The sequence below is a fragment of the Acinetobacter entericus genome, assembly GCF_026168575.1.
In the GTDB taxonomy this organism is placed as follows: Bacteria; Pseudomonadota; Gammaproteobacteria; order Pseudomonadales; family Moraxellaceae; genus Acinetobacter; species Acinetobacter bouvetii.
On the sequence record NZ_JAPEQW010000019.1, the window covers coordinates 1 to 22,668 of the forward strand.

Genomic DNA, 22,668 nt, shown 5'->3' on the forward strand with positions numbered 1-22,668 from the left:
TTTTAAATGGTTTATCGCATAGACATTTTAATTGGTGAATAACATGTATAAAGAAATTTTTGATGCGATGGCCAAAAGCCTGAATATTGAAAAAATTGCCAAAACCTTTGAAGATGATGCCGAAGAAGAAACGCACAGCTGAAGCCAACAGAGAAATTCCACCTGCAAGCGACGACCGAATAGAATCATCAATGCGCGCTAAAGATAAAAAGCCTATCGATGGATAGGCTTTTTATCTCTCTCAGCTTAACGCTGCACTTTCTGCTCAATTTCTTCCACACTGGTATGGCGCACATCAAAGCCTTTCACCATATAAATCACCTGCTCAGAAATGTTGCGCGCATGATCGCCGATGCGCTCTAAAGAACGCAGCACCCATAACACATTGATCACACGGCTAATATGGCGCGGATCTTCAATCATATAGGTCATTAGAGTACGGGTAGCTGACTGGTATTCACGGTCAATGTCCGCATCCGCAAGCAGCACTTTCAGCGCCTGATCAACATCCAGACGCGCAAATGCATCTAAAGCGTCATGAATCATCACGCGGACCTGATTGCCAATGTGGCGGGTTTCCATATAGCCGCGCGGCGAGCCGCCTTCTTCGCATAGGCTCTGCGCAATGCGGGCAATTTTCGCCGCTTCATCGCCAATGCGCTCTAAATCAGTATTGGCTTTTGACATCGCTATCACCATGCGCAAATCAATGGCGGCCGGATGGCGGCGCGCAAGGATCAGCGTCAAAGCCTCATCAATTTCAGTTTCATAGCGGTTGACGGTATTGTCCTGAAACTGGACATCAACCGCCATGGCGGCATCTGTATCCAGCAGCGCATGAATTGCATTCGCCACTTGCTGTTCGACCAAACCGCCCATGGTCATGAATTTGGTGTTCACATCCTGTAAATCTTCATTAAATTGTGAAGAAATATGGTGATTCAACACAGGATTATTTGGCAAGGGATGTTCTCCACAGCAGCTGAATTGAGACAGATTTTTAAGCCGATATTAAAGCATAATCATTGTTAAAGTTTTATGACGGCCAGCTATTTCTTTACAGCAGATTCTGCAGGCCTGACCAGCCATGCGTTCATTTCAGCTAAATCTTTATCGCCCAAACGCCCGACTGAAGCTTTCAGCTGCAGGACGTGCAGCAGGTAATCATATTTCGAGTTCAAATAATCCTGCTTGGCAGAGAATGCGTTGCGCTGCGCCAAAAGCACATCCACCATGGTTTTCAGCCCTTCCTGATACTGCGCTTGCGAAGCTTTAGATACAATGGCGGAAGAATCCATGGCCGCTTTGCGCGCCTGAAGCTTGGCCTGATCAGTTTCCACCTGCAAATAGGATTTTTTGACATCCGTTGCCGCCTTCCGCACCGCGGCATCGAGCAGCGCCTCGCTCTTCTGCACATTGATGGCTGCCTGCTTAATGGATTTTTGCGTGCGCCCGCCATTGTATATGTTCCAGTTCATCTCGACGCCCACCTGATCAAACTGGCCGTCTTGCGACATGATGGATTCGGGGCTTTGCTTGCTGTAGCCATAGGTGCCGACTGCTTCAACCTGCGGGTAAAGCGCTGCTTTTTCCACACGCTTTGCATCTTCGGCATAGCGGCGCTGGGTTTTAGCCTGCAGTATGCCAAGGTTCTGGCTCATGGCCAGATTTTCCCAGTCTTGCATATTATCCGGCACCGGTTTCTGAAATTGAAAATCTTCACGCAGCACCGCCAAATGATCGCGGTATGATCCAACCAGCTGCTGCAGCTGTTCTTGCGCCAAAATCAGCTGCACATGCGTCGCCATGCGGTTGGCGCGCGCATTTTGATATTGCGCATTGGCTTCGCTGACGTCACTTTTAGCAACCAGACCTTCGTTCAGCTTGGCATTCATCATTTTCAGCTGTTCTGACAGCGCCTGCTCTTCCTGTAAATTTGCCGCCGTCAGCGCCTGCTGGCGCAGCACATTAAAATAGGCATCCGCCACTTGCAGAATATGATCCTGCTGCTGCAAGCGCAAATTGATTTCACTCAGGTCAATCGAGGTTTTGACTTGCTTCAAGCCTTCCCATGCATCCCAGCGGAAAATCGGCTGGCGCGCCGTCAAAGCAAGCTGCTTGGCGGTGCTGCTGTCCGGCAGGGACAGACCCATGGCTGCGCCGCTTTGATTGGCATTTTGATTTTTTCGGGTGATATTGCCTGAGAGCGTTACTGTCGGCAGCAGGTTGCCATTGGCAATGCCTAAATTCAATTTATCCGCTTCATATTGCAGCTGATTTGCCTGCCAATTCGGATCTGCCAGCTTTGCACGGTCATAAGCGTCCACCAAATCCATAGCCAACAATGGGGAACTTGCACAAAGCAGGCAAGCGCTGAATAAAAAACATATCTTCATTTTTTTTCGTAAATCCATCACAGCCAGCCATCTTCCGGCAAGGCACTGAATATCAATCTTAAGTAAATCCTAAATTGTTTTAAGCTATTTCCAGTATGATTTTTATTAATTTTTATACATTTTTTCCTAACTCTGCCACATTTTTCTGCAATAAACCGTCATACACACGGCGCTGTAACAAACAACTTCACAATACTACACAGTATGATGCAATTTCAGCTATAAAATATCGGCATTCTATCGGACAAATGTATTGTCAACTTTCCTCATTGGGTGCCTGTGCCAAAGCGTTGTTTAACTGCAGCAAAGCAGATCTTTGCATGTTCCTGCATCTTCTTGCTGGCGGGCTGTGAGCAGCAGCCTGAACCGCAGCCGTTAAAAGAACAGCTGGAAAATTCGCATGCACGGCATGATGCTGTTGACTTGTCCGCATTATGCCAAAATCTTGAAAAAAGCATGAAGGAAATCAACAATCAGCGCACCACTTTTGCATTAGAACAAGTCAATCATGATTTGAAAGTCTGCTTGCCGCTGCAGCCTTTGGCCAAACAGCAGCAGATGCTCCAGCGCTCAAATGAAATGTACCGCAACTTTCTGCAGGTCAGCCGCACAGCGGCTCAGCAAATGGCTTTTGAGCAATATGCCTTTGACATCGCGCAGCACCCAACAATTCATCAAAGCCACTTTGAACAGCTGACAATCCGCGATCAGTATTTGCTGAAACATCAAGGCCAAGCCTATGTGGAGTTGGCGGATTCTGCATCTTCCAATGTGCATTACCGCCGCAACCCATATTATCTCGCCAAAATTTTTTCGCCCTACATGCCGGAAGCCGAGCGGGTATTTATTGAAAACTTAGCGCTGCAAAATATTGAACCCGCATTCGCTAATCAGTCGCTAAGGATTGAACCTTTTGAAATTGCCCGGCGCGCGCTGTTTTGGGAAGATTATATTCGCACATATCCTCAAAGCACTTACCGGAAGGATGCACAGCACCTGCTGTATCAGTATAAACTATTCCTATTCAAAGGCTTAAAAGAAACACCAGTGTCCAGCAATTATGCCGACCCGCAGGATGTGCAGGCCAGCACGATTGAAGAGCTGCATAAAATATCCAGCCTTCGGCATTCTGAGCTGACCCGCCAAGCCAGCCGTTTCCTGCAATTTTTAGACATGAATGGCGAACAGCGCATTCAGTCCGCTGGCGGTCAAACCGGGTTAAGCCCTTGGCAGCAGCTGGAGCTGTATCTGAATTTGCACAATCCTGCACCCCATTATAAACAAGACTGTTTTTCAGACGCCATTTGCCTTTAGCGTCCCTGTCTACAGCAGCAGAGCAATTTATCTGCTTATTGCACAAGTTCAAGCGGTCTGACTATTCTTTATCATCAGACTGCGCTAAAATTTGCCCATCGCTTGACGGAGCGCGAGTAATCCCTCGCTGAGATCACTTAAAAGCATTTGATGTTTTTGAGAGTGAGTACCGTTGAACCTGATCAGGTTAAAACCTGCGTAGGAATCAAGCCAGTCTAAAAACTAAAGCCCGTATTTAACTGTTTCAGAGGCATAGGTCGAAATACCTGTATTCACAGCAAAACCATGTTGAATACACCTTGAAATGGACGAAATCGCCAGCGTTTTTGGTCGTGCTTGATTCGTTGATGTCATTCATAAGGATCATTGCAATGAACCAGTTAACGAATCTATCCCCCGCTGATCAATTGGCTCAACACGAGCAAGAAGCCAAAGATCTGACCCGCATATTGCCCGCATCGCAAAAGGTCTATATCCAAGGCTCACGCCCAGACCTTCAAGTGCCGATGCGTGAAATTGCACTCACCGATACGCCAACCGGCTTAGGCGGTGAAAAAAATCTGCCGATCATGGTCTATGACACATCAGGCGTTTATACCGACCCCAATGTGCAGATCGACCTGAACAAAGGCCTGCCCAATGTCCGTGAAACCTGGATTGCTGAACGTGACGATACCGAACGTTTAGACACCCTCACCTCAAAGTTCGGACAAGAACGCCTGAAAGATATCCGTACTGCCGGCATCCGTTTCGCCCATATCCAAAAACCGCGCCGTGCCAAAACAGGCCGCAACGTCTCGCAAATGCACTATGCAAAACAAGGCATCATCACGCCTGAGATGGAATACATTGCGATTCGTGAAAATCAGCGCCAGCATGAAGGCGTGGATATGCGGCAGCATGCAGGGCAAAACTTTGGCGCACGCAATCTCATGGAAATCACCCCTGAATTTGTGCGTAAAGAAGTCGCAGAAGGCCGCGCCATTATCCCTGCCAATATCAATCATCCTGAATGCGAGCCGATGATCATTGGGCGCAACTTTCTGGTGAAAATTAATGCCAACATCGGCAACTCTGCACTGGGTTCGTCGATTGATGAAGAAGTGTCAAAGATGACGTGGGCAACCCGCTGGGGCGCCGACACCATCATGGACTTGTCGACCGGTAAAAATATTCATGAAACCCGTGAATGGATTATCCGCAATTCACCTGTCCCGATTGGCACTGTGCCGATTTATCAGGCTTTGGAAAAAGTGGATGGCGTGGCTGAAGATTTGACCTGGGAAATTTTCAAAGACACGCTGATTGAACAAGCCGAACAAGGCGTGGATTACTTCACCATTCACGCAGGCGTGCTATTGCGCTATGTGCCGATGACCGCAAATCGCCTGACAGGCATCGTGTCCCGCGGGGGCTCAATCATGGCGCAATGGTGCTTAGCGCATCATACCGAAAACTTCCTGTATACCCATTTCGATGACATCTGTGAAATCATGAAAGCCTACGATGTGTCATTTAGTCTAGGCGATGGATTACGCCCTGGCTGCGTTCAGGATGCCAATGATGAAGCGCAGTTCAGCGAATTGCGCACCTTAGGTGAACTCACTCACCGTGCATGGAAACATGATGTGCAGGTGATGATTGAAGGTCCGGGGCATGTGCCAATGCACATGGTGAAGGAGAATATGGATTTGCAGCTGGAAGTCTGCCAGGAAGCGCCTTTCTATACGCTTGGGCCACTGACCACTGATATTGCCCCCGGTTATGACCACATTACGTCTGCCATTGGCGCAGCCATGATTGGCTGGTATGGCACAGCCATGCTCTGTTATGTGACCCCGAAAGAGCATTTGGGCCTGCCCAATAAGAAAGATGTCAAAGACGGCATTATCACCTATAAAATCGCAGCTCATGCGGCGGACCTTGCTAAAGGGCATCCCGGCGCGCAGGTGCGCGATAATGCCCTGTCTAAAGCGCGTTTTGAGTTCCGCTGGGAAGATCAGTTCAATTTGAGCTTAGACCCGGATACAGCGCGTTCAATGCATGATGAAACCATGCCGAAAGAAGCGCATAAATCAGCGCATTTCTGTTCCATGTGCGGGCCAAAGTTCTGCTCGATGAAAATCACGCAAAATGTCAGGGATTACGCGCAAAATCAACAAAATACCAGACTAGCTGCTGAAAGCCCCGCAGCCATTGATGCAGGCATGCAGGCCATGAAAACGGCCTACCATGAACATGGTCAAAAATTGTACCACAAACTGTAACTGCGTAAAAAAAAATTGGTGTTCTTTTAAATCTCAGTTAGGATGAAAACAGCCGTTTTCATCCTTTTGCATTTTTTAAGCATATGAATATTATTAAACAAGCTTCATATAACAAAAAAGATTTCACTGTTGAAGGGCGTGAATATCAATTCAAAGGCTTTATTCAAGTTGAAAAAGTCAGCCTCCGGCACCGCCTATTCGGGCAAGAGCAGTTCACTAAGGTCATTCACAGAGAGCTGATTCACCGTCCGGAAGCTGCCGGTGTACTGATTTATCATGACCATCAGGAAAAATTTGCCTTAATTGAGCAATTCCGCATCGGTGCAATTGATGATGCCGAGTCGCCTTGGCAGCTGGAAATTATTGCCGGCGTATTGGATGGCGATGAATCTGCTGAAAACTGCATCCGCAGAGAAAGCTTAGAAGAATCGGGCTGTGAACTGGATGAGCTGCAGCATCTGTTCAGCTTTTATCCTTCGGCGGGCGCGTGTTCAGAACTGTTCCATTTATATGCCGCGCAGGCGGAATTGCCTGAACATGGCGGCATTTTCGGCATGCCGGACGAAGGCGAAAATATTCAGTTGCATATTTTTAATTATGCAGACCTTCCTGAACTGCTTGCCAGCGGTCGGTTAAAGAATGCTCCTGTCATTATGGCCTTGCAATGGCTGCAGCAGAAAATTCATACTATAAAGAGTGTCTAAGGGGAAGGACATGCCTTTATCAAATCACACAGATTCATCTTCAGGCTGGACGATTGTCCAAATTTCAGATACGCATCTCATGGATCAGGATGATCTAGAATTTGCAGCCATGAATCCTGAACAAAGCTTTCATGCTGTCATTCAGCATATGAGACAGCACCTGCCTGATATTGATGCCATCATTCATACGGGGGATTTAGCGCAAGTGCCGGTCTCAGAAACCTATGACCGCTATTTACGCTTTATGCAGACGCTGAATCTGCCGCATTTTCAAATTCCGGGGAATCATGATGATACGGCCATTTTCCCTTTTCACCGCCAGAAAGACCGCGCGCACATGCTGAGTTTTGGCAATTGGCGCCTCATTCTGCTGAACAGCGCCGTTGAAGGGAAAGTGGATGGCTGGGTTGCCCAAGAGCAGCTGGAGCAGCTGGATCAAATGCTGTCAGAACAGGCGGATCAGCATATCATCATTGCCTGCCATCACCACCCCTTTGCTATGCAGTCCTTTTGGATTGATCAGCATAAGCTGAAAAATGCAGATCATTTGCTGGATGTGATTGCCAAGCATCAAAATGTTAAAGCTGTACTGTACGGCCATGTGCATCAAGATTCCCGCAATGAGCGCCACGGCGTGCAGTTTTTATCCACGCCGTCGACCAGTGTTCAGTTCAAGCCGCATAGCGATTCTTTCGCGCTGGATGAGTCTATGCCGGGTTACCGTGTGCTGAATTTAAAAGAAAATGGTGAATTTTCGACGCATGTGATTCGCGTAAAAACCAACCAGCCAAAAATTAATGTTGAAATTTCAGGTTATTAACTTTTCATTTTGTTTCTTTTGCATTAAGTTATTGCATCTGATGGAAAAGTGATAGTTAGAAACCCGACATCTAAGACTATCAAAATCGAAAAAAAGTCTATATGATGACGACCCCTGCAGGAGGAATCTCCCAAAAGGGTCGATAAAAACTTGCATATCACCATATTTTTTGCGTATAGATAATATGCATATGATGAGGAATGCCCTATATGGCGAATGACAACCAAAATCAAGTCTTAGACGCACAAACTGATACAGCAGATGAAAAATCTGTAAAACGCGTCCGCAAAGCGAAGCCAAAGGCATCTGAAGGTGGTTCTACTGCTAGCTTATTTGGTATTGAACCTTATCAGCCTAAGAAAAATGAAGAATACATGTCTGAAGGGCAGCTTGAGCACTTCCGGCGTATCCTGCTGGCATGGAAAGCTGAACTGATGTCTGAAGTGGACCGCACTTTAAACACCATGCAGGATGAAAATACAGCGCTTCCAGACGTCAATGACCGTGCAACGCAGGAAGAAGAATTTGCGATTGAATTGCGTACGCGTGACCGTGAACGCAAATTAATCCGTAAAATTGAGCAGTCAATTGAAGCCATCAAAAATGATGACTACGGTTTCTGTGAAACTTGCGGTATTGAAATTGGCTTGCGCCGTTTGGAAGCCCGTCCAACTGCCACTCTATGTATTGACTGCAAAACACTGGCAGAAATCAAAGAGAAGCAAAACAACGGTTAAGCATGTTATTGAATAATCCTCCCCTAGCCCCTTCTTTACCAAAGGAAGGGGACAGCAGGATGGCTTATGTGGGCCGGTTTGCGCCATCGCCAACCGGCCCTTTGCATTTTGGATCTTTAATTACCGCAGTCGCCAGCTATTGCGACGCCCGCGCACATCATGGCCAATGGCTGGTGCGTATTGAAGATACCGACATTCCGCGCATTTCCCCCGGCAGTGAAGATCACATTCTTCGTTCAATTGATGCTTTCCAGTTTGACCCTGATGCCGACATCATCTTTCAAAAAAACCGCCTGAACCTCTATGAATCTGCCATTGAGCAGCTGCATCAGCACGGCTTGGTGTATGCCTGCCAATGCACCCGAAAAATGCTCGGCTCGAATCATATTTACCAAGGTACCTGCCGCAATCTGAACTTGGCTTTAAAAGATCAGGCCATTCGGGTCAAAGTCAGTGATCAGGAGATCTGTTTTACTGACCGCCTGCAGGGAAGACACTGCTCGAACCTGCAGCATGATCTTGGCGATTTCGTGCTCAAGCGCCGCGACGGCATTATCAATTATCAGCTGGCAGTGGTGGTGGATGATTATCTGCAGGGCATGACGCATGTCGTGCGCGGCGCAGACCTCTTAGACAATACTGAACGGCAGATTTGGCTAGGCAAGCTGCTGGGTTATCCGCAGCTGCAGTATATGCATTTGCCTTTAGCGATGAATGATCAGGGGCAAAAACTGTCTAAGCAGAATATGGCGCAGGCGCTGGATTTAACACAGGCGCAGCAGCTTTTACAGCAGGCCTTACGCGCGTTGCGCCAGCCGGAAGTCGAATTAAACAGCCCAGCTCAAATGCTTCAGCAAGCTGTCGCGCAGTGGAATACAGGTTTGATCCCGCACAGCACAGAACTGCACGGCATCTATTTGTAAAGGCAGCCAGCAATTCCCCCCTGACAGCCGTGCAAATGATCCGCTGATATCTCTGCTTCCAGACTGCTGTTCAATCCACCCGACTGCCCAATAAAAAACCGGACACCGCCTTTACGCTGTCCGGCCTGAATCTTGCCCATAAATCATTTAAAAGCTGGATTCTTCTTTGCTTGGGTTGGTCTGGCAAGTGGTGGCTTCAATTTTGAGAATCAGGCTGATCATCACCGCACACATAATTAAAGATGAGCCGCCATAACTGATAAAGGGCAGCGTTAAGCCTTTGGTTGGCAGCATGCCCATGTTCATGCCGGCATTCACTAAAATCTGCAGCAGAAAAATAATACTGATGCCATACGCCAAATAGCCTGCACGCAGGTACTGGTTTTTCAGCGCGCGATGGCCAATTTTAATGCAGCATACCACCATGGTGAATGACAGCACCAAAACCGTCGTGATGCCAAAAAAGCCGAATTCCTCGCCTAAGATAGCCAGCATGAAGTCAGTATGCGCTTCCGGCAGATACGACATTTTTTGAATACTGTGGCCCAGCCCCACACCAAACCACTCACCGCGGCCAAAAGCCATTAAGGCATTCGACAGCTGGTAGCCAGTCCCTAACGGGTCTGCCCAAGGGTTAGTGAACGACAGCGCGCGCTGCAGGCGGTAAGGTTCGAAAACAATTGCAATCACTAAGCCAGCAATAATAAACGCCATGAAAGCGATAAACTGAATTGCCGGTGCGCCTGCAAGGAAAAATACCCCGAGGATCATTAAGACAATTACAGCAGTCGCGCCTAAGTCTGGCTCTGCCAGAATCAAGCCCACCGTAATAATCATCACCACACCCAGCCGCACAAGGCCAGAAACGCTGGTCCGCACTTCTTCGGCCCTGCGCACCACATAATCTGCAGTAAAAATCGCCATCATGACTTTGGCGACTTCAGAGGCCTGCAGGGTAAAACCGGCTATCCGAATCCAGCGGGTTGAACCATTGACCTCGGTTCCCGCCACCAGCACCACCGCCAGCAGCAGAATCGTCAGCAGCCACAGCGGGAAGGTATTGTTGAACCAGACATTCATCGGCACTTTATAGGCCAAGAATGCCGCTGCACCGGCCACAAGAATTGAAATCCCGTGCCGTGTAATATAATGAAATGCATTTTCATGCAGACGGTCTGCATACGGCATTGATGCCGAAGCCACCATAATGGAGCCTAAACACAACAGCGCCAGCACGCAAAAAATCAGCACATTGCGCATGTTGACTTCGGCAGGCAGCCGAGGCGCCCACCGGTCATAGGCTTCATTTATTTTACTGATGGTCGTCTGAGCTAACCCAGCCATACAACGTTCCTTATCATTCTTTTAAGCCAGTGAATTCACGCAGTCAACAAACTGATGACCGCGTTCGCTGTAACCTTTAAACATATCAAAACTTGCGCATGCAGGTGACAATAGCACGACATCATTGGCCTGCGCATGCTGCTGGCAAATTTCCACCGCTTCTTTCAGCGTTGCCGCATGCAGCAGCGCTGTTGTCCCTGCAATCGCCTTCTCAATGATTGGGCGGTCTTCACCAATCAGCACCGCCACTTTAGCGTATTTGCTGAGCGAGTCACGCAGCGCTGTGAAATCCTGCCCCTTGCCTTGCCCGCCCAAGATAATCGCCACTTTGCCGCCTTGGGCTTCAATGGCGGCGCCTAAGCCATCAATCGCTGCCAGTGTCGCGCCAATATTGGTGCCCTTCGAGTCATTGTAGTAACGCACACCCGCCAATTCTTTCACGAATTCACAGCGGTGCTCGAGGCCTTTAAACGTCTTCAGTGTATTCAGCATGCTGTCTAAAGACAGGCCGATCGCTTCACCCAGCGCCAGGCAAGCCAAAGCATTCGCCACATTGTGCGTTCCTTGAATATACATGTCCGAGCTTTTCAGCAGGCGCTCACGCCCGCGCGCCAGCCAAATGGTACCGTCATCATCCCGCAAGATGCCAAATTGATTCATATCTGGCGCATTCAATCCAAAGCTTTGCATCGGCGTTGCGTCCGGCACCAGCGGGCGGGTTAAAGAATCATCACGGTTATACACCACTTTTTTCACAGCTTGGAAGATGCGGTGCTTCGCAGTGTGGTAGCCCATCATATCGCCGTGGCGGTCTAAATGATCTTCACTCATATTCAATACAACAGCAACTTCCGCCGCTAAATTAGAGGTCGCTTCCAGCTGGAAGCTGGAGAGTTCAAGCACATACAGTTCTGGATCATCTTTGGTTAAATCCAGTGCAGGACGCCCTAAGTTGCCGCCCACAGCGACTTTTTTCCCTGCTTCTTTCGCCATCAAGCCCAGCAGCGTGGTCACGGTGCTTTTGGCATTAGATCCGGTAATGGCGACAATCGGCTTATCTGTTGCCCGGCGCAGAATCTGAATTTCACTGACAATTGGAATGCCTTTGGCTTCTGCCGCCTGAATTTCCGGCAGTTTTGGATCCAGCCCTGGGCTGATGACAATTTCTTCAGCCTGAAGCAGCAGCTCTTCATCTAATTGGCCAAAACTGGCTTGCACTGCAGCAGGAATCTGGTCATGGCCTGGCGGGGTAACTCTTGAATCTGTAACAGCAACGCGGTAACCGTGTTCATGTAAAAAATTAACCGCGGCGACACCTGAAATTCCAAGTCCAGCAACGACCTTTAAACCACCACGCTGTATTAACATTTTTGCCCCATTTTATGGTTTGTTTTTAAAACTGACAAAATGTTAGCACTTTGCTGTTTTGAATGCTTTTTCAGTTTTGACTTTCTGGCGGTTTTTTTGTGTCAGCGCGTAAAAAAACCGTCATAAAAATGACGGTTTTCTATTTCACAGCACAACGGACTTATGAAATGGTTTCTATTTCCACTTCACGGCCTGCACTTCCGGTTTTTTTTCAGCAGGCGTGTCCGATGCAGAGCATCCGCAGCTGCCGCCGCAGCCCGCAACCATGGCAGGCTTTAAGCGTTTCGCCACAGCCGTCCATCCCTGCTTTTGAGCCACATTCGATAAAGACAGAAAGAACGCGTACGCTGTTTTCGGAAAAACTTTCTTAAACACCACGACAGCACTCCAAATCACCAATGCAGCCACGATTAGAACTTCAATCATTTTAGTCTCCTCTCACGTCGCCTCGAAAACCTAGCCGAAGTAATGTGATGCAATTTGATAGGTTAGAAAGGCCATGAAGTAAGCCAAACCAAACAGATAAACCGTCATAAAGCCGACCGTTTTCCAAGAGCCTGTTTCACGCTTTACGGTGGCCAATGTTGCCAAGCAATGCGGCGCATAAACAAACCAGACCAGCAATGATAAACCTGTCGCCAATGACCAGCCTAAATCTCCGCTGCTGATCAATGTCGATAAGCCCTGGGCCACAGCATCATCATCCGCCGCGGATAAGGCATATACGGTGCCCAATGCCGCTACCACCACTTCACGGGCAGCCATCGCAGGGATCAAGGCGATACAGATCTGCCAGTTAAATCCAATCGGCGCAAAAATCGGCTGCATTAAATGACCCAGCATGCCGGCAAAAGAATAATCAATCGCTGGCAACGCCGCATTTTCTGGCGCCTGCGGGAAAGTGCACAGGAACCACAGCAAAATCGACAGCGCAAAGATAATGCCGCCAACGCGCTTCATAAAGATCTTGGCGCGGTCAAGCAGACCGATCCAGATGCTTTTAATATCAGGAAAGCGGTAGCTTGGCAGTTCCATCAGCAGCGCATGCTGAGACTTATCTTTTTGGAAAAATTTCAGTATGGTCGCTACGATTAAAGCGCTGACTATGCCCGCCATGTACAAGGCAAACAGCACAAGACCTTGTAAATTCAACACACCCCACACCATTTTTGCAGGAATAAAGGCTGAAATCAGCAGCGCATAGACAGGCAAACGCGCAGAACAGGTCATTAATGGCGCAACCAAAATGGTCACCAGACGATCACGCGGATCACTGATGCTGCGGGTTGCCATCACACCCGGTACAGCGCAGGCAAAACTGGACAGCAATGGAATAAACGCACGCCCGCTCAATCCGGCTTTGAACATCAGCTTATCCAGCAGGAAAGCCGCGCGCGGCAAATAACCCGATTCTTCCAGCACCAAAATAAAAAAGAACAAAATCAAAATCTGCGGCAGGAACACCACGACACCGCCCGCCCCTGCAATAATTCCATCCACCACCAAACTGTTCAGCAGCGGATGCGAAATATGCTGTCCGATAAATTCACCCAGCCAGCCAAAGAAGGTTTCAATGCCGTCCATAAATGGCGCAGCCCAAGCAAAGACAGCCTGAAAGATAATAAACATCATGACCGCCAGGCTGACTAAGCCCAGCACAGGATGCAGGAATATTTTATCTAGAAAGTCGGAACGCTTATCTTCATGGTCTACAAAATGAACGACATCGTTCAGAATCGTATCAATCTTTTGGTGAGCATCACCCGTCAGGCCGCTGAGTTCGGTATGCGGCGCAGCAAACTTCTCCTGATCCAGCGCACTCATCAGGCTTTCAATGCCTGCATTGCGCACAGCAACCGTTTCCACGACCGGAATGCCTAAACGCTCTGACAGCTTTTGCGTGTTGACCTGCATGCCTCGGCGGCGCGCCTCGTCCATCATGTTCAGCACCAGCAGCATTGGACGCCCCAGCGCAATCATCTCCATCACCAAGCCCAGATGCAGTTTCAAGTTTGTTGCATCCACCACGCACAGGAAAGCATCCTGATGGCCTTCTTCAGCAATTTTGCCTTGCACAACATCGCGGGTGATCGCTTCATCCGGACTGGTCGCGTTAAGGCTGTATGTCCCCGGCAAATCCAGTACACGCACAGGCTTGCCTGACGGCAGTACAAATTGGCCGACTTTACGTTCAACCGTTACCCCCGCATAGTTGGCAACTTTTTGCCGGGTACCTGTTAAGTGGTTGAATAATGATGTTTTACCGCAGTTAGGGTTACCAACAAGGGCAATACGCAACGCATCACTCATGCAGGCGCTCCTTCAATTTCAATTTTCTGCGCTTCCGCTTTACGCAATGCGAAACGGGTAAAGCCAATCTGAATTAAAATCGGGTCCCCGCCAAAAATTCCTTTAGTAATGACTTGCACCTTTGTACCTGGAATAAAGCCTAATGTTTCCAAACGGCCCGCCACCAGATCAGCTTGGGAACGCTCATCTTCAATACGGTGAACCTTTTGAATGATGGCAGATTGTTTGACTTTCAAATCAGATAAACGCACGCATCTAATCCTAAAAAATTTTGAATATTATACAAGCAAATGAGAATAATTACCAAATCAGATTTGATTTCAATTCTCATTTCCAAACAGCGCATCGACAGGAAAAGTAAATTGCATTACATTGCAGAAAGCCCGCCAGTTGAGGGCGTAGCGCTGATAAGTTGAAAATTGCATGTTAAATAAAAAACCGCGCGTTCCTGCGCCCGTTACAATTCCTGAACAGTTAGGTTTCTTGCAGGGTTTCCGGGATTTCCTGATCGCTCAGACCGTCAGCCCGCATACACGCAATGCCTACCTCTCTGATTTAATCCAATGCAGTGGATGCTGCACTTCAGCGATGCCCGCTTGGAGCAGCGATGACCTATCCGATGTGCTTTTAAGCCTGACCAAACAAGGGAAAAGCCCTCGCTCCATCGCCCGTTCATTGTCTGCCCTGCGTTCCTTTTTTAAATTTCTGCAGGAGCAGAAGCTGCGCGATGACAACCCTGTCAGCATGCACAAAACGCCAAAATTAGGACGGGCGCTGCCAAAAGATTTGTCTGAAGCCGATGTCGAAGCACTGATCAATGCACCAGATATAAGCACCGCTCTGGGCCTTCGTGATCGCGCTATGCTTGAAGTGCTGTATGCCTGCGGTTTGCGGGTGACTGAACTGCTGAACTTAAGATTAGATTTGATCAATTTAAAGCAAGGCTACTTGCGCATTGTCGGCAAAGGCAATAAAGAACGCCTCGTGCCTTTAGGGCAAATCGCCTGTGACTGGGTCGAAAAATACCTGTCCGAGGCCCGCCCAGCTTTATATAAGACTTCAACCGATTATTTATTTTTAACCCAGCACGGCGGCATCATGAGCCGGCAGAATTTTTGGTATGCCATTAAGCGCTATGCGCTGCAGGCCAATATCCAGTCAGAACTCTCACCGCATACCTTAAGGCATGCGTTTGCCACTCATTTGCTGAATCACGGCGCAGACCTGCGTGTGGTGCAAATGCTGCTCGGCCACAGCGATTTGTCCACCACGCAAATTTATACCCATGTCGCTCAAGTGCGCATGCAGCAGCTGCATGCGGCGCACCATCCTCGCGCATAAAACGCAGCGCGATAAGACGAAGAAATTTTATTGCTCTATGTTTTTTTTGCTATGCTAATCCACCAGTTTTATAAAGCTAAAAGAAAAAGGGTTGTTTATGTTATTTACCCGTTCAACATTTTTTATTGCATGCACGCTTGCCGCAGGCATGGGGTTAAGCGCGTGTTCAAAATCCAATAATGAAGAAAAACAAGCGCCCCTGACCGCCAGCACCCCCGCAACAGGTGAAGCATCCACATTGACTGAACGCAATGCGCAGCAGCGCCTGATCAGCACGTTGCAGGACGGCCTGAAAAAAGCCAATATCAATGCCAAAATTACTGATGCTCAGCCGACTGAAGTGCCCAACTTGTATTGGATCAGCTTCGAAGGCATGCCTTCTGTTTATGCGACAGCTGACGGTAAATATATTCTGCAGGGGGAAATTGTGCGCCTAGGCGGCAAAGAGCTACATAATGTCAGCCAAAATCTGCAGGCCGCCAATGCCAAAAAACTCTTTGATCAACTGAAAACTGAAGATTTAATTGTTTATCCAGCCAAAGGCAAAACCAAGCACGTGGTATATGTCTTTACTGATGCCAGCTGCCCGTATTGCCATAAACTGCATGAGCATATGGATGAGATCAGCAGCAAAGGCATTGAAGTCCGCTATATCGCATGGCCGCGCGGCGAACAGTTCATTCCGGCAATGGAAAGCGTCTGGTGCAGCAAAGACCGCCAATTGGCGTTCAATCAAGCCATTTCTGGCGCGCAGCTGCCGCCAGCTGCCTGCAAAAACCCAGTGCGCGACATGTATCAAATGGGCCTGAATATTGGCGTAAACGGCACGCCTGCCATCTACAGCACAGACGGTGTTTATTTGGGCGGCTACATGGAGCCGAATGAATTGGCTGAGCGTTTAAATAAATAAATTTTATTGATTAAATTACTGTTTTTTATAGATGGATAGAAAGTTGTGAATCTCCTAGAGTCATGGCATTTTTTTAGCTATGATCTAGGTTCGCTTAATGTTGATGAATATTTGGAGTGTGACGTGAAACCAGTTCGTCTGGCAATCCTCGGTCTTGGTACTGTGGGTGGTGGTGCCCTTAAACTATTAAAAGAAAATGCTGCTGAGATTAAACGTCGCACCGGTCGTGAAATTGAAATTACCCATGTCGGCACACGCCGTCCGCGCCCAGATTTAGATCTGCCTGCATCAGTCAAGCAAAGCTCTGACTTGATGGACATCGTGCGTCAGCCGGATGTTGATGTGGTGGTTGAAGTTATGGGCGGCATTCATCCTGCCTACGAAGTCATTCAGGAAGCGATCAAGCATGGCAAGCAAGTCGTGACTGCCAATAAAGCGCTTTTAGCCGAATACGGCAATGAATTGTTTAAGCTCGCGGATGATCATCACGTACAAATTGCGTATGAAGCCGCAGTTGCCGGCGGTATTCCCATTATTAAAGTCATGCGTGAAGGCCTGGCTGCCAATAAAATTGACTGGCTGGCGGGCATCATCAACGGCACAGGCAACTTTATTCTGACTGAAATGCGCGAAAAAGGCCGAGCATTTGCAGACGTGCTGAAAGAAGCACAGGAACTGGGCTATGCAGAAGCAGACCCAACCTTTGACGTAGAAGGCATTGATGCTGCGCATAAGCTGACCCTGTTAGCCTCAATTGCATTCGGTATTCCGCTGCAGTTTGACAAAGTTTTCACTGAAGGCATCAGTAAAGTCACTGCGCAAGATGTGAAATATGCAGAAGAGCTGGGTTTCCGCATTAAGCATTTAGGCATTGCGCGCCGCGCAGAAACAGGCATTGAGCTTCGCGTGCATCCAACGCTGATTCCAGAAGATCAGCTGATTGCGAATGTCAACGGCGTGAAAAATGCAGTCTTGGTTCAAGCCAATGCCGTTGGCCCTACCCTTTACTACGGCGCAGGCGCAGGTGCAGGCCCGACAGCATCTGCAGTCGTTGCTGACGTGGTTGATATTGTCCGCGACATTTCATATACCGAAGATGGCGCAGGCACTATTCCGCAATTGGCATTTGAAGCGCTGACCGATTTGCCGATTCTGCCGCGCGAAGAAATGACCACAGGCTACTACATCCGCATTAATGCCGAAGATCAAACGGGCGTACTTGCCGATGTAACGACTATTTTAAGCCGTGCAGGCATCAGCATTGACGCCATCATGCAGCAACCGCGCTTAAAAGACCTTATTCCTATCGTGATTCTAACCGATCCAGTGAAAGAATCAAAAATGGATGAAGCCCTTCAGCAAATTCAAGCTTTGCCCGTCATTCATGGCGAAATTGTGCGAATTCGTTTAGAATCGCTTGATAATTAATCACCGGGTCGAGGGGAATATTTTCAATTCCTCTCGCCAAGCTCTACACACAATTGGAACATCATCATGTCGAATGCCAATCGTTATACTGGTTTAGTTGACCGCTATCGCGACCGTTTACCAGTGTCTGCAACCACTCGCGCAATTTCATTAGGCGAGGGCAACACGCCACTGATTAAACTTGAGAACATTCCACGTTTAACCGGCAAAAATGTTGAAATTTATGTGAAGTACGAGGGCTTAAACCCGACTGGTTCATTTAAAGACCGCGGTATGACTATGGCGGTAACAAAAGCAGTCGAAGAAGGCTCTAAGGCCATTATCTGCGCGTCTACAGGCAACACTTCTGCCGCCGCTGCTGCCTATGCTGCGCGTGCAGGCATCAAAGCGTTCGTATTAATCCCAGAAGGCAAAATTGCCATGGGTAAAATGGCGCAAGCAATGATGTATGGCGCGATCACTATGCAAATCCGCGGCAACTTCGATGACGGCATGCGCCTTGTTAAGGAAGTCGCTGACCAAGCGCCGGTGACGATTGTAAACTCAATCAACCCATACCGCCTGCAAGGTCAAAAAACCATTGCTTATGAGATTGTTGAAGCTTTGGGCCGTGCTCCAGACTATCACTGCCTGCCTGTCGGTAATGCAGGCAACATTACTGCACACTGGATGGGTTATACAGAAGCGGTTGCAAACCAATCGAAAGATGAGTTTGAACAAGTGGTTTATGACGCTGAGACTGACCAATTCACAGGCCCTAAACCAGCTGGCTTGCCAATTATGGCGGGCTACCAAGCTGCAGGCGCTGCGCCATTCCTTCGCGGTGCACCAGTGGCTAACCCTGAAACAGTAGCGACTGCAATCCGTATTGGTAACCCGCAAAGCTGGAACCATGCCAAAGCAGTTGTACGTGATTCACAAGGCTGGTTTGACGAATTAACTGATGCTGAAATCTTAGATGCACAGCGCCTGCTTTCGATGTACGAAGGCGTATTCGTAGAGCCTGCTTCTGCTGCCTCTGTTGGCGGCGCAATCCGTGACATTAAGTCTGGCAAAATCAAAGAAGGTTCTGTGATTGTTTGTACTGTAACTGGCAACGGCCTGAAAGATCCTGATACGGCCATCAAGCAATGCCAAGATGCCGTGATGCTATCTATTGATGCCACCATGGATCAGGTTAAAGACTCGATTCTGTCAAATATGTAATTCACTTCAAACTGAAAAAGCCCTGCAATTGCAGGGCTTTTTTATGGCTGGCGCGCATTGGCCGCCGAAATAAAAATGCCTGAACATGTTCAGGCATTCAGTCAAGTGAATGCGCTTAGATACGTTTTGGAAGCTGAGAAACCCAAGTCATGAGACGGGTCGCATCATTGGTGCGCGCTGCCGAAGAATCAGCACCCAGCAAGACAACCACTGCAGGGCGGTTATTCAACGTCGTATGCATCACCACGCAGCGGCCAGCTTCACTAATATAGCCGGTTTTTGAAATATTGATATTCCACCCGCCATTACGCACCAGTGCATTGGTATTGTTTGATTTCAGAACACGGTAGCCTAAATTAAAATCGTAGCTTGGCGTAGTCGAAAATTGGCGGATCAAGCCGTATTGTGAAGCCGTATTCACCAAAATGCCTAAATCACGCGCAGAAGACACATTGCCTGGGTGTAAGCCTGTTGATTCTACATAACGGGTCGAATGCATGCCTAAAGACTTCGCTTTAGCATTCATGGCAGCAAAGAATGCAGGTCGGCCGCCTGGATAAGTGCGCGCCAAAGCCGAAGCGGCTGGATTTTCAGATTTCATCAATGCAAACAGTAAGGCTTCTGCACGGTTCATGCTGTCGCCGGCACGCAGTGTTGAACTGGAACTTTTACAGCCTGAGCAAGAAAAATCCCCCTGCTGTAAAGTAATTTTTTCCGACATATTCAAGCGCGAATCTGCAATCACCACTGCTGTCATCAATTTAGTAATGGATGCAATAGGCAAGGCGGTATTGCTGTTTTTACTGTACAGCACCTCTCCAGTTTGCCCATCCATGACCAGAGCCGCGCGGGCATTTACCGAAGGCTGATGCGCATTGACGCTGGTATCAAAAATTTGCACCGTTTTAGACGGTCCAGACTGCACTGCGCCATTTGAACTGCGTATAGAAGTACTGACTTTGGTTGAGCCTTGCGGTGAAGGTTCGTCTGCCAGCTCAGCAGATGCGGATACGTCAGCATTCAGCAGCTGATTGGCTTCTTCTGAAGACCAGCTGAGGTTTGCCTGATTGGGACTTGAATTCATTACAATGTCTGCAAAACTCACCGAGCTCATGCCAAACAGAAATGAAATTCCCAGCGCGCGCATTAGAAATTTATTTGAAGTCTTCACCATATTTACTCAACTCAATAAGGCCATAATTGCCTATCGCCTCTAATATGCCGTACATTTATGCAATAGAGAACAAATTACGTTCAAAGAAAGTTTAATAAGTTCTCCATTTTTGATAAGAATAGCATTGCTAATTTTGTCGTTTCATTGCAAGCTTATTTTGCTTTATGTAACAAAAAAAACGATTTTCAGACAGGGAGAGTACAGGTGATCACAGTTTTAGTTGTAGATGATCATGAATTGGTACGCACAGGGATTTGCAGAATGCTCGAAGACCATGCAGAAATTCAGGTTATTGGCCAAGCTGAATCTGGTGAAGAAGCAATTTCCTTAGTCCGCCAGCACCACCCGAATGTAGTGCTGCTGGATGTCAACATGCCTGGGATTGGCGGTGTGGAAACGACACGCCGTTTGCTGCAGACTGCGCCAGAAACCAAAGTGCTTGCGGTCAGCGGCTTAGCCGAAGAGCCTTATCCATCTTTATTGCTGAAAGCTGGCGCCAAAGGCTATATTACCAAAGGCGCTCCGGTCACTGAAATGGTTCGCGCCATCAATAAAGTCATGCAGGGCGGAAAATATTTCAGTGCGGATATTGCCGAGCAACTGGCCAGCTCCTATTTGTCTGATACACAGCAATCCCCTTTTGACGCCTTGTCGGAACGTGAAATGCAAGTTGCGATGATGGTGGTGAATTGCATCAGCGCGCAGGAAATTGCGGACAAGCTGTTTGTCAGCGTAAAAACCGTCAACACTTACCGATACCGTATTTTTGAAAAGCTGAATATTGACAGTGATGTCAAATTGACACATTTAGCCATTCGTTACGGACTCATTAAACCTTAATTCATTCCTCTGCAGGTCACATGAGTCAGCGCCCCAATCTTTCAGAACTTAATCAATATCATCTGGGCATTTGGTACAGCGCTTACCGTTTTATAATCAGCAGCTGCCTGCTGATTATTTTTTTATTTACCTATAACCAGCTCAACAATCAGTATCAGTATCCTAAGCTTTACCTCTATGTATTAACGATTTATGTCATCGTGAACAGCCTGCAATTTTTTGCACTGAATAAAATCAAAACCGCCATCCCGAAGCAGATGATCTTGATTTTTTTTGCCGATGTTACAGCATTAAGCCTGCTGACTTTGGCATTGGATGGCCCTAACCTGCATATCAGCCTGCTGTTTGTCATCACCATTTTCGCCGCATCAATTCTGCTGGATGCCAGAAAAGCGCTGGTGATTACCTTGATTGCTGTGATCAGTGTGGTTTATCAGCTCTTTTTAGGCTCCATTTTAGATTTTGCCTCACTGCGCAATATTGGCAACAGCGCCCTGCTAGCCTTCTTATTCTTTGTGGTCTATGGCTGCGGGCAAATTGCGGTAAGGCGCTTTCAAATTCTGGAAAATTTGAACTTTTCACAGTCGATCGAATTGCACCAGCTGCAAAATATCAACCGCTATATTTTGGAACAGATTGAAACCGGCTATCTGGTCTTGGACGAAAACTGCCATGTGGTGCTCAGCAACCCTGCCGCCTGCCATTTGCTTGGCATCCCTGCAGCCTACAGCGCAGATAAATACCCCCTGTATATGACTCAGCCTGATTTATTCGAATTGCTGAAATTTGAAGACCTCAAAGATGGCGAAAAGTTTCAGTTTGAATCTCAGCAAAGCCTTTATCATATCCATGTCCATGTAAAGAAACTGATTGTGCCACATCAGCTGCTGACGCTTTTGGTGCTGCAGGATGCGCAAAAGCTGAACCAGCAGGTGCAGCAGCTGAAGCTGGCCGCTCTGGGCCAGCTCTCCGCCAGTATTGCCCATGAAATCCGCAATCCTTTGGCCGCTATTGTCCAGGCCAATGAACTGCAAAACGGCAGCGGCCCTGCCCAGCAGCAAATGCTCAGCAAAATGATCAGCAAGCAGGCGCAGCGCATTGACAGCATTGTGCAGGATACGCTGAATATGGTGAAAAACCGTGAAACCCATGCTGTGCAGCTCTGCTTGAACCGCTTTATACCGCAGCTGATTCAGGAGGATTTAGCGGATGTGCAAAAGAAAATTCAGCTGAATATACAAAAAGACTGCCTGATTTATTTTGATGAAGCGCAATTGCGTCAAGTGCTGATTAACCTCATCAGAAATGCAATCCGCCACAATGACGCAGATGCGCCTTTTATTGAGCTCAATGTTTATCCGCATGAGAAGATCATCAGGCTGGATGTGCGGGATTTTGGCCGCGGCGTTGCTGTGCAGCACCGCACTTCGCTATTTCAGCCATTTTTCAGTACCGAAATTACTGGAACTGGTTTAGGATTGTATCTTGCGCACAGCTTCTGTGAAGCCAATCAGGCTCAGCTGACTTATGTAGAACAACAACGGGGCGCCTGCTTTAGGCTGATTTGCCAGCGTGCAGCGATTTAA

20 protein-coding genes and 1 riboswitch are annotated in these 22,668 nt (G+C 48.0%); of the genes, 12 read left to right on the forward strand and 8 right to left on the reverse strand.

Translation table 11 applies throughout. The features are described 5' to 3' along the window. Positions 1–246: 246 nt before the first annotated feature. Positions 247–963: a phosphate signaling complex protein PhoU gene (gene phoU, locus OKC24_RS13875; protein WP_005013328.1), complete on the reverse strand. Its 717-nt coding sequence runs from the start codon at positions 961–963 to the stop codon at positions 247–249. An 86-nt stretch (positions 964–1,049) separates the two neighbouring features. Next, a complete protein-coding gene (abuO, locus tag OKC24_RS13880) occupies positions 1,050–2,396 on the reverse strand; it encodes a multidrug efflux outer membrane protein AbuO (RefSeq protein WP_165499131.1) in 1,347 nt (448 codons plus the stop codon). A 273-nt stretch (positions 2,397–2,669) separates the two neighbouring features. On the opposite strand from abuO, the gene OKC24_RS13885 reads away from it, so the two are divergent. The 6 genes from OKC24_RS13885 to gluQRS all read left to right on the forward strand — a co-directional run bounded on the left by OKC24_RS13885 (position 2,670) and on the right by gluQRS (position 9,161). Next, positions 2,670–3,710, forward strand: a complete 1,041-nt coding sequence (locus OKC24_RS13885; RefSeq protein ID WP_213073342.1) for a hypothetical protein — start codon at positions 2,670–2,672, stop codon at positions 3,708–3,710. Positions 3,711–3,806: 96 nt separating this feature from the next. Continuing rightward, positions 3,807–3,932, forward strand: a riboswitch (TPP riboswitch). Between the two features lie 149 nt (positions 3,933–4,081). After that, entirely contained in the window at positions 4,082–5,977 is a 1,896-nt protein-coding gene (gene thiC / locus OKC24_RS13890) for a phosphomethylpyrimidine synthase ThiC (protein WP_131276159.1), read from the forward strand. Positions 5,978–6,060: 83 nt separating this feature from the next. Next, entirely contained in the window at positions 6,061–6,681 is a 621-nt protein-coding gene (locus tag OKC24_RS13895; RefSeq protein ID WP_130144052.1) for an NUDIX domain-containing protein, read from the forward strand. 10 nt (positions 6,682–6,691) lie between these two features. Further along, positions 6,692–7,501 carry a 3',5'-cyclic-AMP phosphodiesterase gene (gene cpdA / locus OKC24_RS13900; RefSeq protein WP_130144053.1) on the forward strand — a complete coding sequence of 270 codons (810 nt, stop codon included), beginning with the start codon at positions 6,692–6,694 and terminating at the stop codon, positions 7,499–7,501. A gap of 209 nt (positions 7,502–7,710) precedes the next feature. Then, positions 7,711–8,238, forward strand: a complete 528-nt coding sequence (dksA, locus tag OKC24_RS13905) for an RNA polymerase-binding protein DksA (RefSeq protein WP_005013354.1) — start codon at positions 7,711–7,713, stop codon at positions 8,236–8,238. A gap of 2 nt (positions 8,239–8,240) precedes the next feature. After that, positions 8,241–9,161, forward strand: coding sequence for a tRNA glutamyl-Q(34) synthetase GluQRS (gene gluQRS, locus OKC24_RS13910; protein ID WP_171457686.1), 921 nt, complete (start codon positions 8,241–8,243; stop codon positions 9,159–9,161). Positions 9,162–9,308: 147 nt separating this feature from the next. On the opposite strand, the gene ftsW is transcribed toward gluQRS, so the two are convergent. The 5 genes from ftsW to OKC24_RS13935 form a co-directional block, all read right to left on the reverse strand. Next, positions 9,309–10,505 carry a putative lipid II flippase FtsW gene (ftsW, locus tag OKC24_RS13915; RefSeq protein WP_130144055.1) on the reverse strand — a complete coding sequence of 399 codons (1,197 nt, stop codon included), beginning with the start codon at positions 10,503–10,505 and terminating at the stop codon, positions 9,309–9,311. A gap of 21 nt (positions 10,506–10,526) precedes the next feature. After that, positions 10,527–11,873, reverse strand: coding sequence for a UDP-N-acetylmuramoyl-L-alanine--D-glutamate ligase (gene murD / locus OKC24_RS13920; RefSeq protein ID WP_130144056.1), 1,347 nt, complete (start codon positions 11,871–11,873; stop codon positions 10,527–10,529). 174 nt (positions 11,874–12,047) lie between these two features. Continuing rightward, a complete protein-coding gene (locus OKC24_RS13925; RefSeq protein WP_005013369.1) occupies positions 12,048–12,299 on the reverse strand; it encodes a DUF6587 family protein in 252 nt (83 codons plus the stop codon). A gap of 30 nt (positions 12,300–12,329) precedes the next feature. After that, positions 12,330–14,183 (reverse strand): ferrous iron transporter B, encoded by a 1,854-nt coding sequence (feoB, locus tag OKC24_RS13930; protein ID WP_130144057.1) that lies wholly within the window; start codon positions 14,181–14,183, stop codon positions 12,330–12,332. After that, a complete protein-coding gene (locus tag OKC24_RS13935) occupies positions 14,180–14,434 on the reverse strand; it encodes a FeoA family protein (protein WP_005013373.1) in 255 nt (84 codons plus the stop codon). Before OKC24_RS13935 ends, feoB begins: the two co-directional genes overlap by 4 nt. A 172-nt stretch (positions 14,435–14,606) precedes the next feature. Between OKC24_RS13935 and xerD the strand changes: the two genes are divergently transcribed. From xerD to thrC, 4 genes are all read left to right on the forward strand, one after another. Continuing rightward, positions 14,607–15,524, forward strand: coding sequence for a site-specific tyrosine recombinase XerD (gene xerD, locus OKC24_RS13940; RefSeq protein WP_130144058.1), 918 nt, complete (start codon positions 14,607–14,609; stop codon positions 15,522–15,524). A 97-nt stretch (positions 15,525–15,621) separates the two neighbouring features. Then, entirely contained in the window at positions 15,622–16,434 is an 813-nt protein-coding gene (locus OKC24_RS13945; RefSeq protein WP_130144059.1) for a DsbC family protein, read from the forward strand. A 123-nt stretch (positions 16,435–16,557) separates the two neighbouring features. Then, positions 16,558–17,862 carry a homoserine dehydrogenase gene (locus OKC24_RS13950; RefSeq protein WP_130144060.1) on the forward strand — a complete coding sequence of 435 codons (1,305 nt, stop codon included), beginning with the start codon at positions 16,558–16,560 and terminating at the stop codon, positions 17,860–17,862. 66 nt (positions 17,863–17,928) lie between these two features. Next, positions 17,929–19,068: a threonine synthase gene (gene thrC / locus OKC24_RS13955; RefSeq protein ID WP_005013380.1), complete on the forward strand. Its 1,140-nt coding sequence runs from the start codon at positions 17,929–17,931 to the stop codon at positions 19,066–19,068. Between the two features lie 115 nt (positions 19,069–19,183). Here thrC and OKC24_RS13960 read toward each other — a convergent pair whose 3' ends face one another. After that, positions 19,184–20,239: a serine hydrolase gene (locus tag OKC24_RS13960; RefSeq protein ID WP_416346063.1), complete on the reverse strand. Its 1,056-nt coding sequence runs from the start codon at positions 20,237–20,239 to the stop codon at positions 19,184–19,186. 207 nt (positions 20,240–20,446) lie between these two features. Here OKC24_RS13960 and gacA point away from each other — a divergent pair, with 207 nt between their 5' ends. Both gacA and OKC24_RS13970 read left to right on the forward strand, forming a co-directional pair. Further along, positions 20,447–21,082, forward strand: a complete 636-nt coding sequence (gene gacA, locus OKC24_RS13965; RefSeq protein WP_130144062.1) for a response regulator transcription factor GacA — start codon at positions 20,447–20,449, stop codon at positions 21,080–21,082. 20 nt (positions 21,083–21,102) lie between these two features. After that, on the forward strand, positions 21,103–22,668 hold the full coding sequence (locus OKC24_RS13970; RefSeq protein ID WP_130144063.1) for a sensor histidine kinase: 1,566 nt from the start codon (positions 21,103–21,105) through the stop codon (positions 22,666–22,668).

Excerpts from the sequence above, each read along its gene's own strand:
- OKC24_RS13925 (WP_005013369.1), bottom strand. The coding sequence starts at position 12,299 with ATGATTGAAGTTCTAATCGTGGCTGCATTGGTGATTTGGAGTGCTGTC.
- xerD (WP_130144058.1), top strand. The coding sequence starts at position 14,607 with ATGTTAAATAAAAAACCGCGCGTTCCTGCGCCCGTTACAATTCCTGAA.
- abuO (WP_165499131.1), bottom strand. The coding sequence starts at position 2,396 with ATGAAGATATGTTTTTTATTCAGCGCTTGCCTGCTTTGTGCAAGTTCC.
- OKC24_RS13970 (WP_130144063.1), top strand. The coding sequence starts at position 21,103 with ATGAGTCAGCGCCCCAATCTTTCAGAACTTAATCAATATCATCTGGGC.
- OKC24_RS13945 (WP_130144059.1), top strand. The coding sequence starts at position 15,622 with ATGTTATTTACCCGTTCAACATTTTTTATTGCATGCACGCTTGCCGCA.
- murD (WP_130144056.1), bottom strand. The coding sequence starts at position 11,873 with ATGTTAATACAGCGTGGTGGTTTAAAGGTCGTTGCTGGACTTGGAATT.
- cpdA (WP_130144053.1), top strand. The coding sequence starts at position 6,692 with ATGCCTTTATCAAATCACACAGATTCATCTTCAGGCTGGACGATTGTC.
- thiC (WP_131276159.1), top strand. The coding sequence starts at position 4,082 with ATGAACCAGTTAACGAATCTATCCCCCGCTGATCAATTGGCTCAACAC.
- ftsW (WP_130144055.1), bottom strand. The coding sequence starts at position 10,505 with ATGGCTGGGTTAGCTCAGACGACCATCAGTAAAATAAATGAAGCCTAT.
- thrC (WP_005013380.1), top strand. The coding sequence starts at position 17,929 with ATGTCGAATGCCAATCGTTATACTGGTTTAGTTGACCGCTATCGCGAC.
- gluQRS (WP_171457686.1), top strand. The coding sequence starts at position 8,241 with ATGTTATTGAATAATCCTCCCCTAGCCCCTTCTTTACCAAAGGAAGGG.
- feoB (WP_130144057.1), bottom strand. The coding sequence starts at position 14,183 with ATGAGTGATGCGTTGCGTATTGCCCTTGTTGGTAACCCTAACTGCGGT.
- dksA (WP_005013354.1), top strand. The coding sequence starts at position 7,711 with ATGGCGAATGACAACCAAAATCAAGTCTTAGACGCACAAACTGATACA.
- OKC24_RS13895 (WP_130144052.1), top strand. The coding sequence starts at position 6,061 with ATGAATATTATTAAACAAGCTTCATATAACAAAAAAGATTTCACTGTT.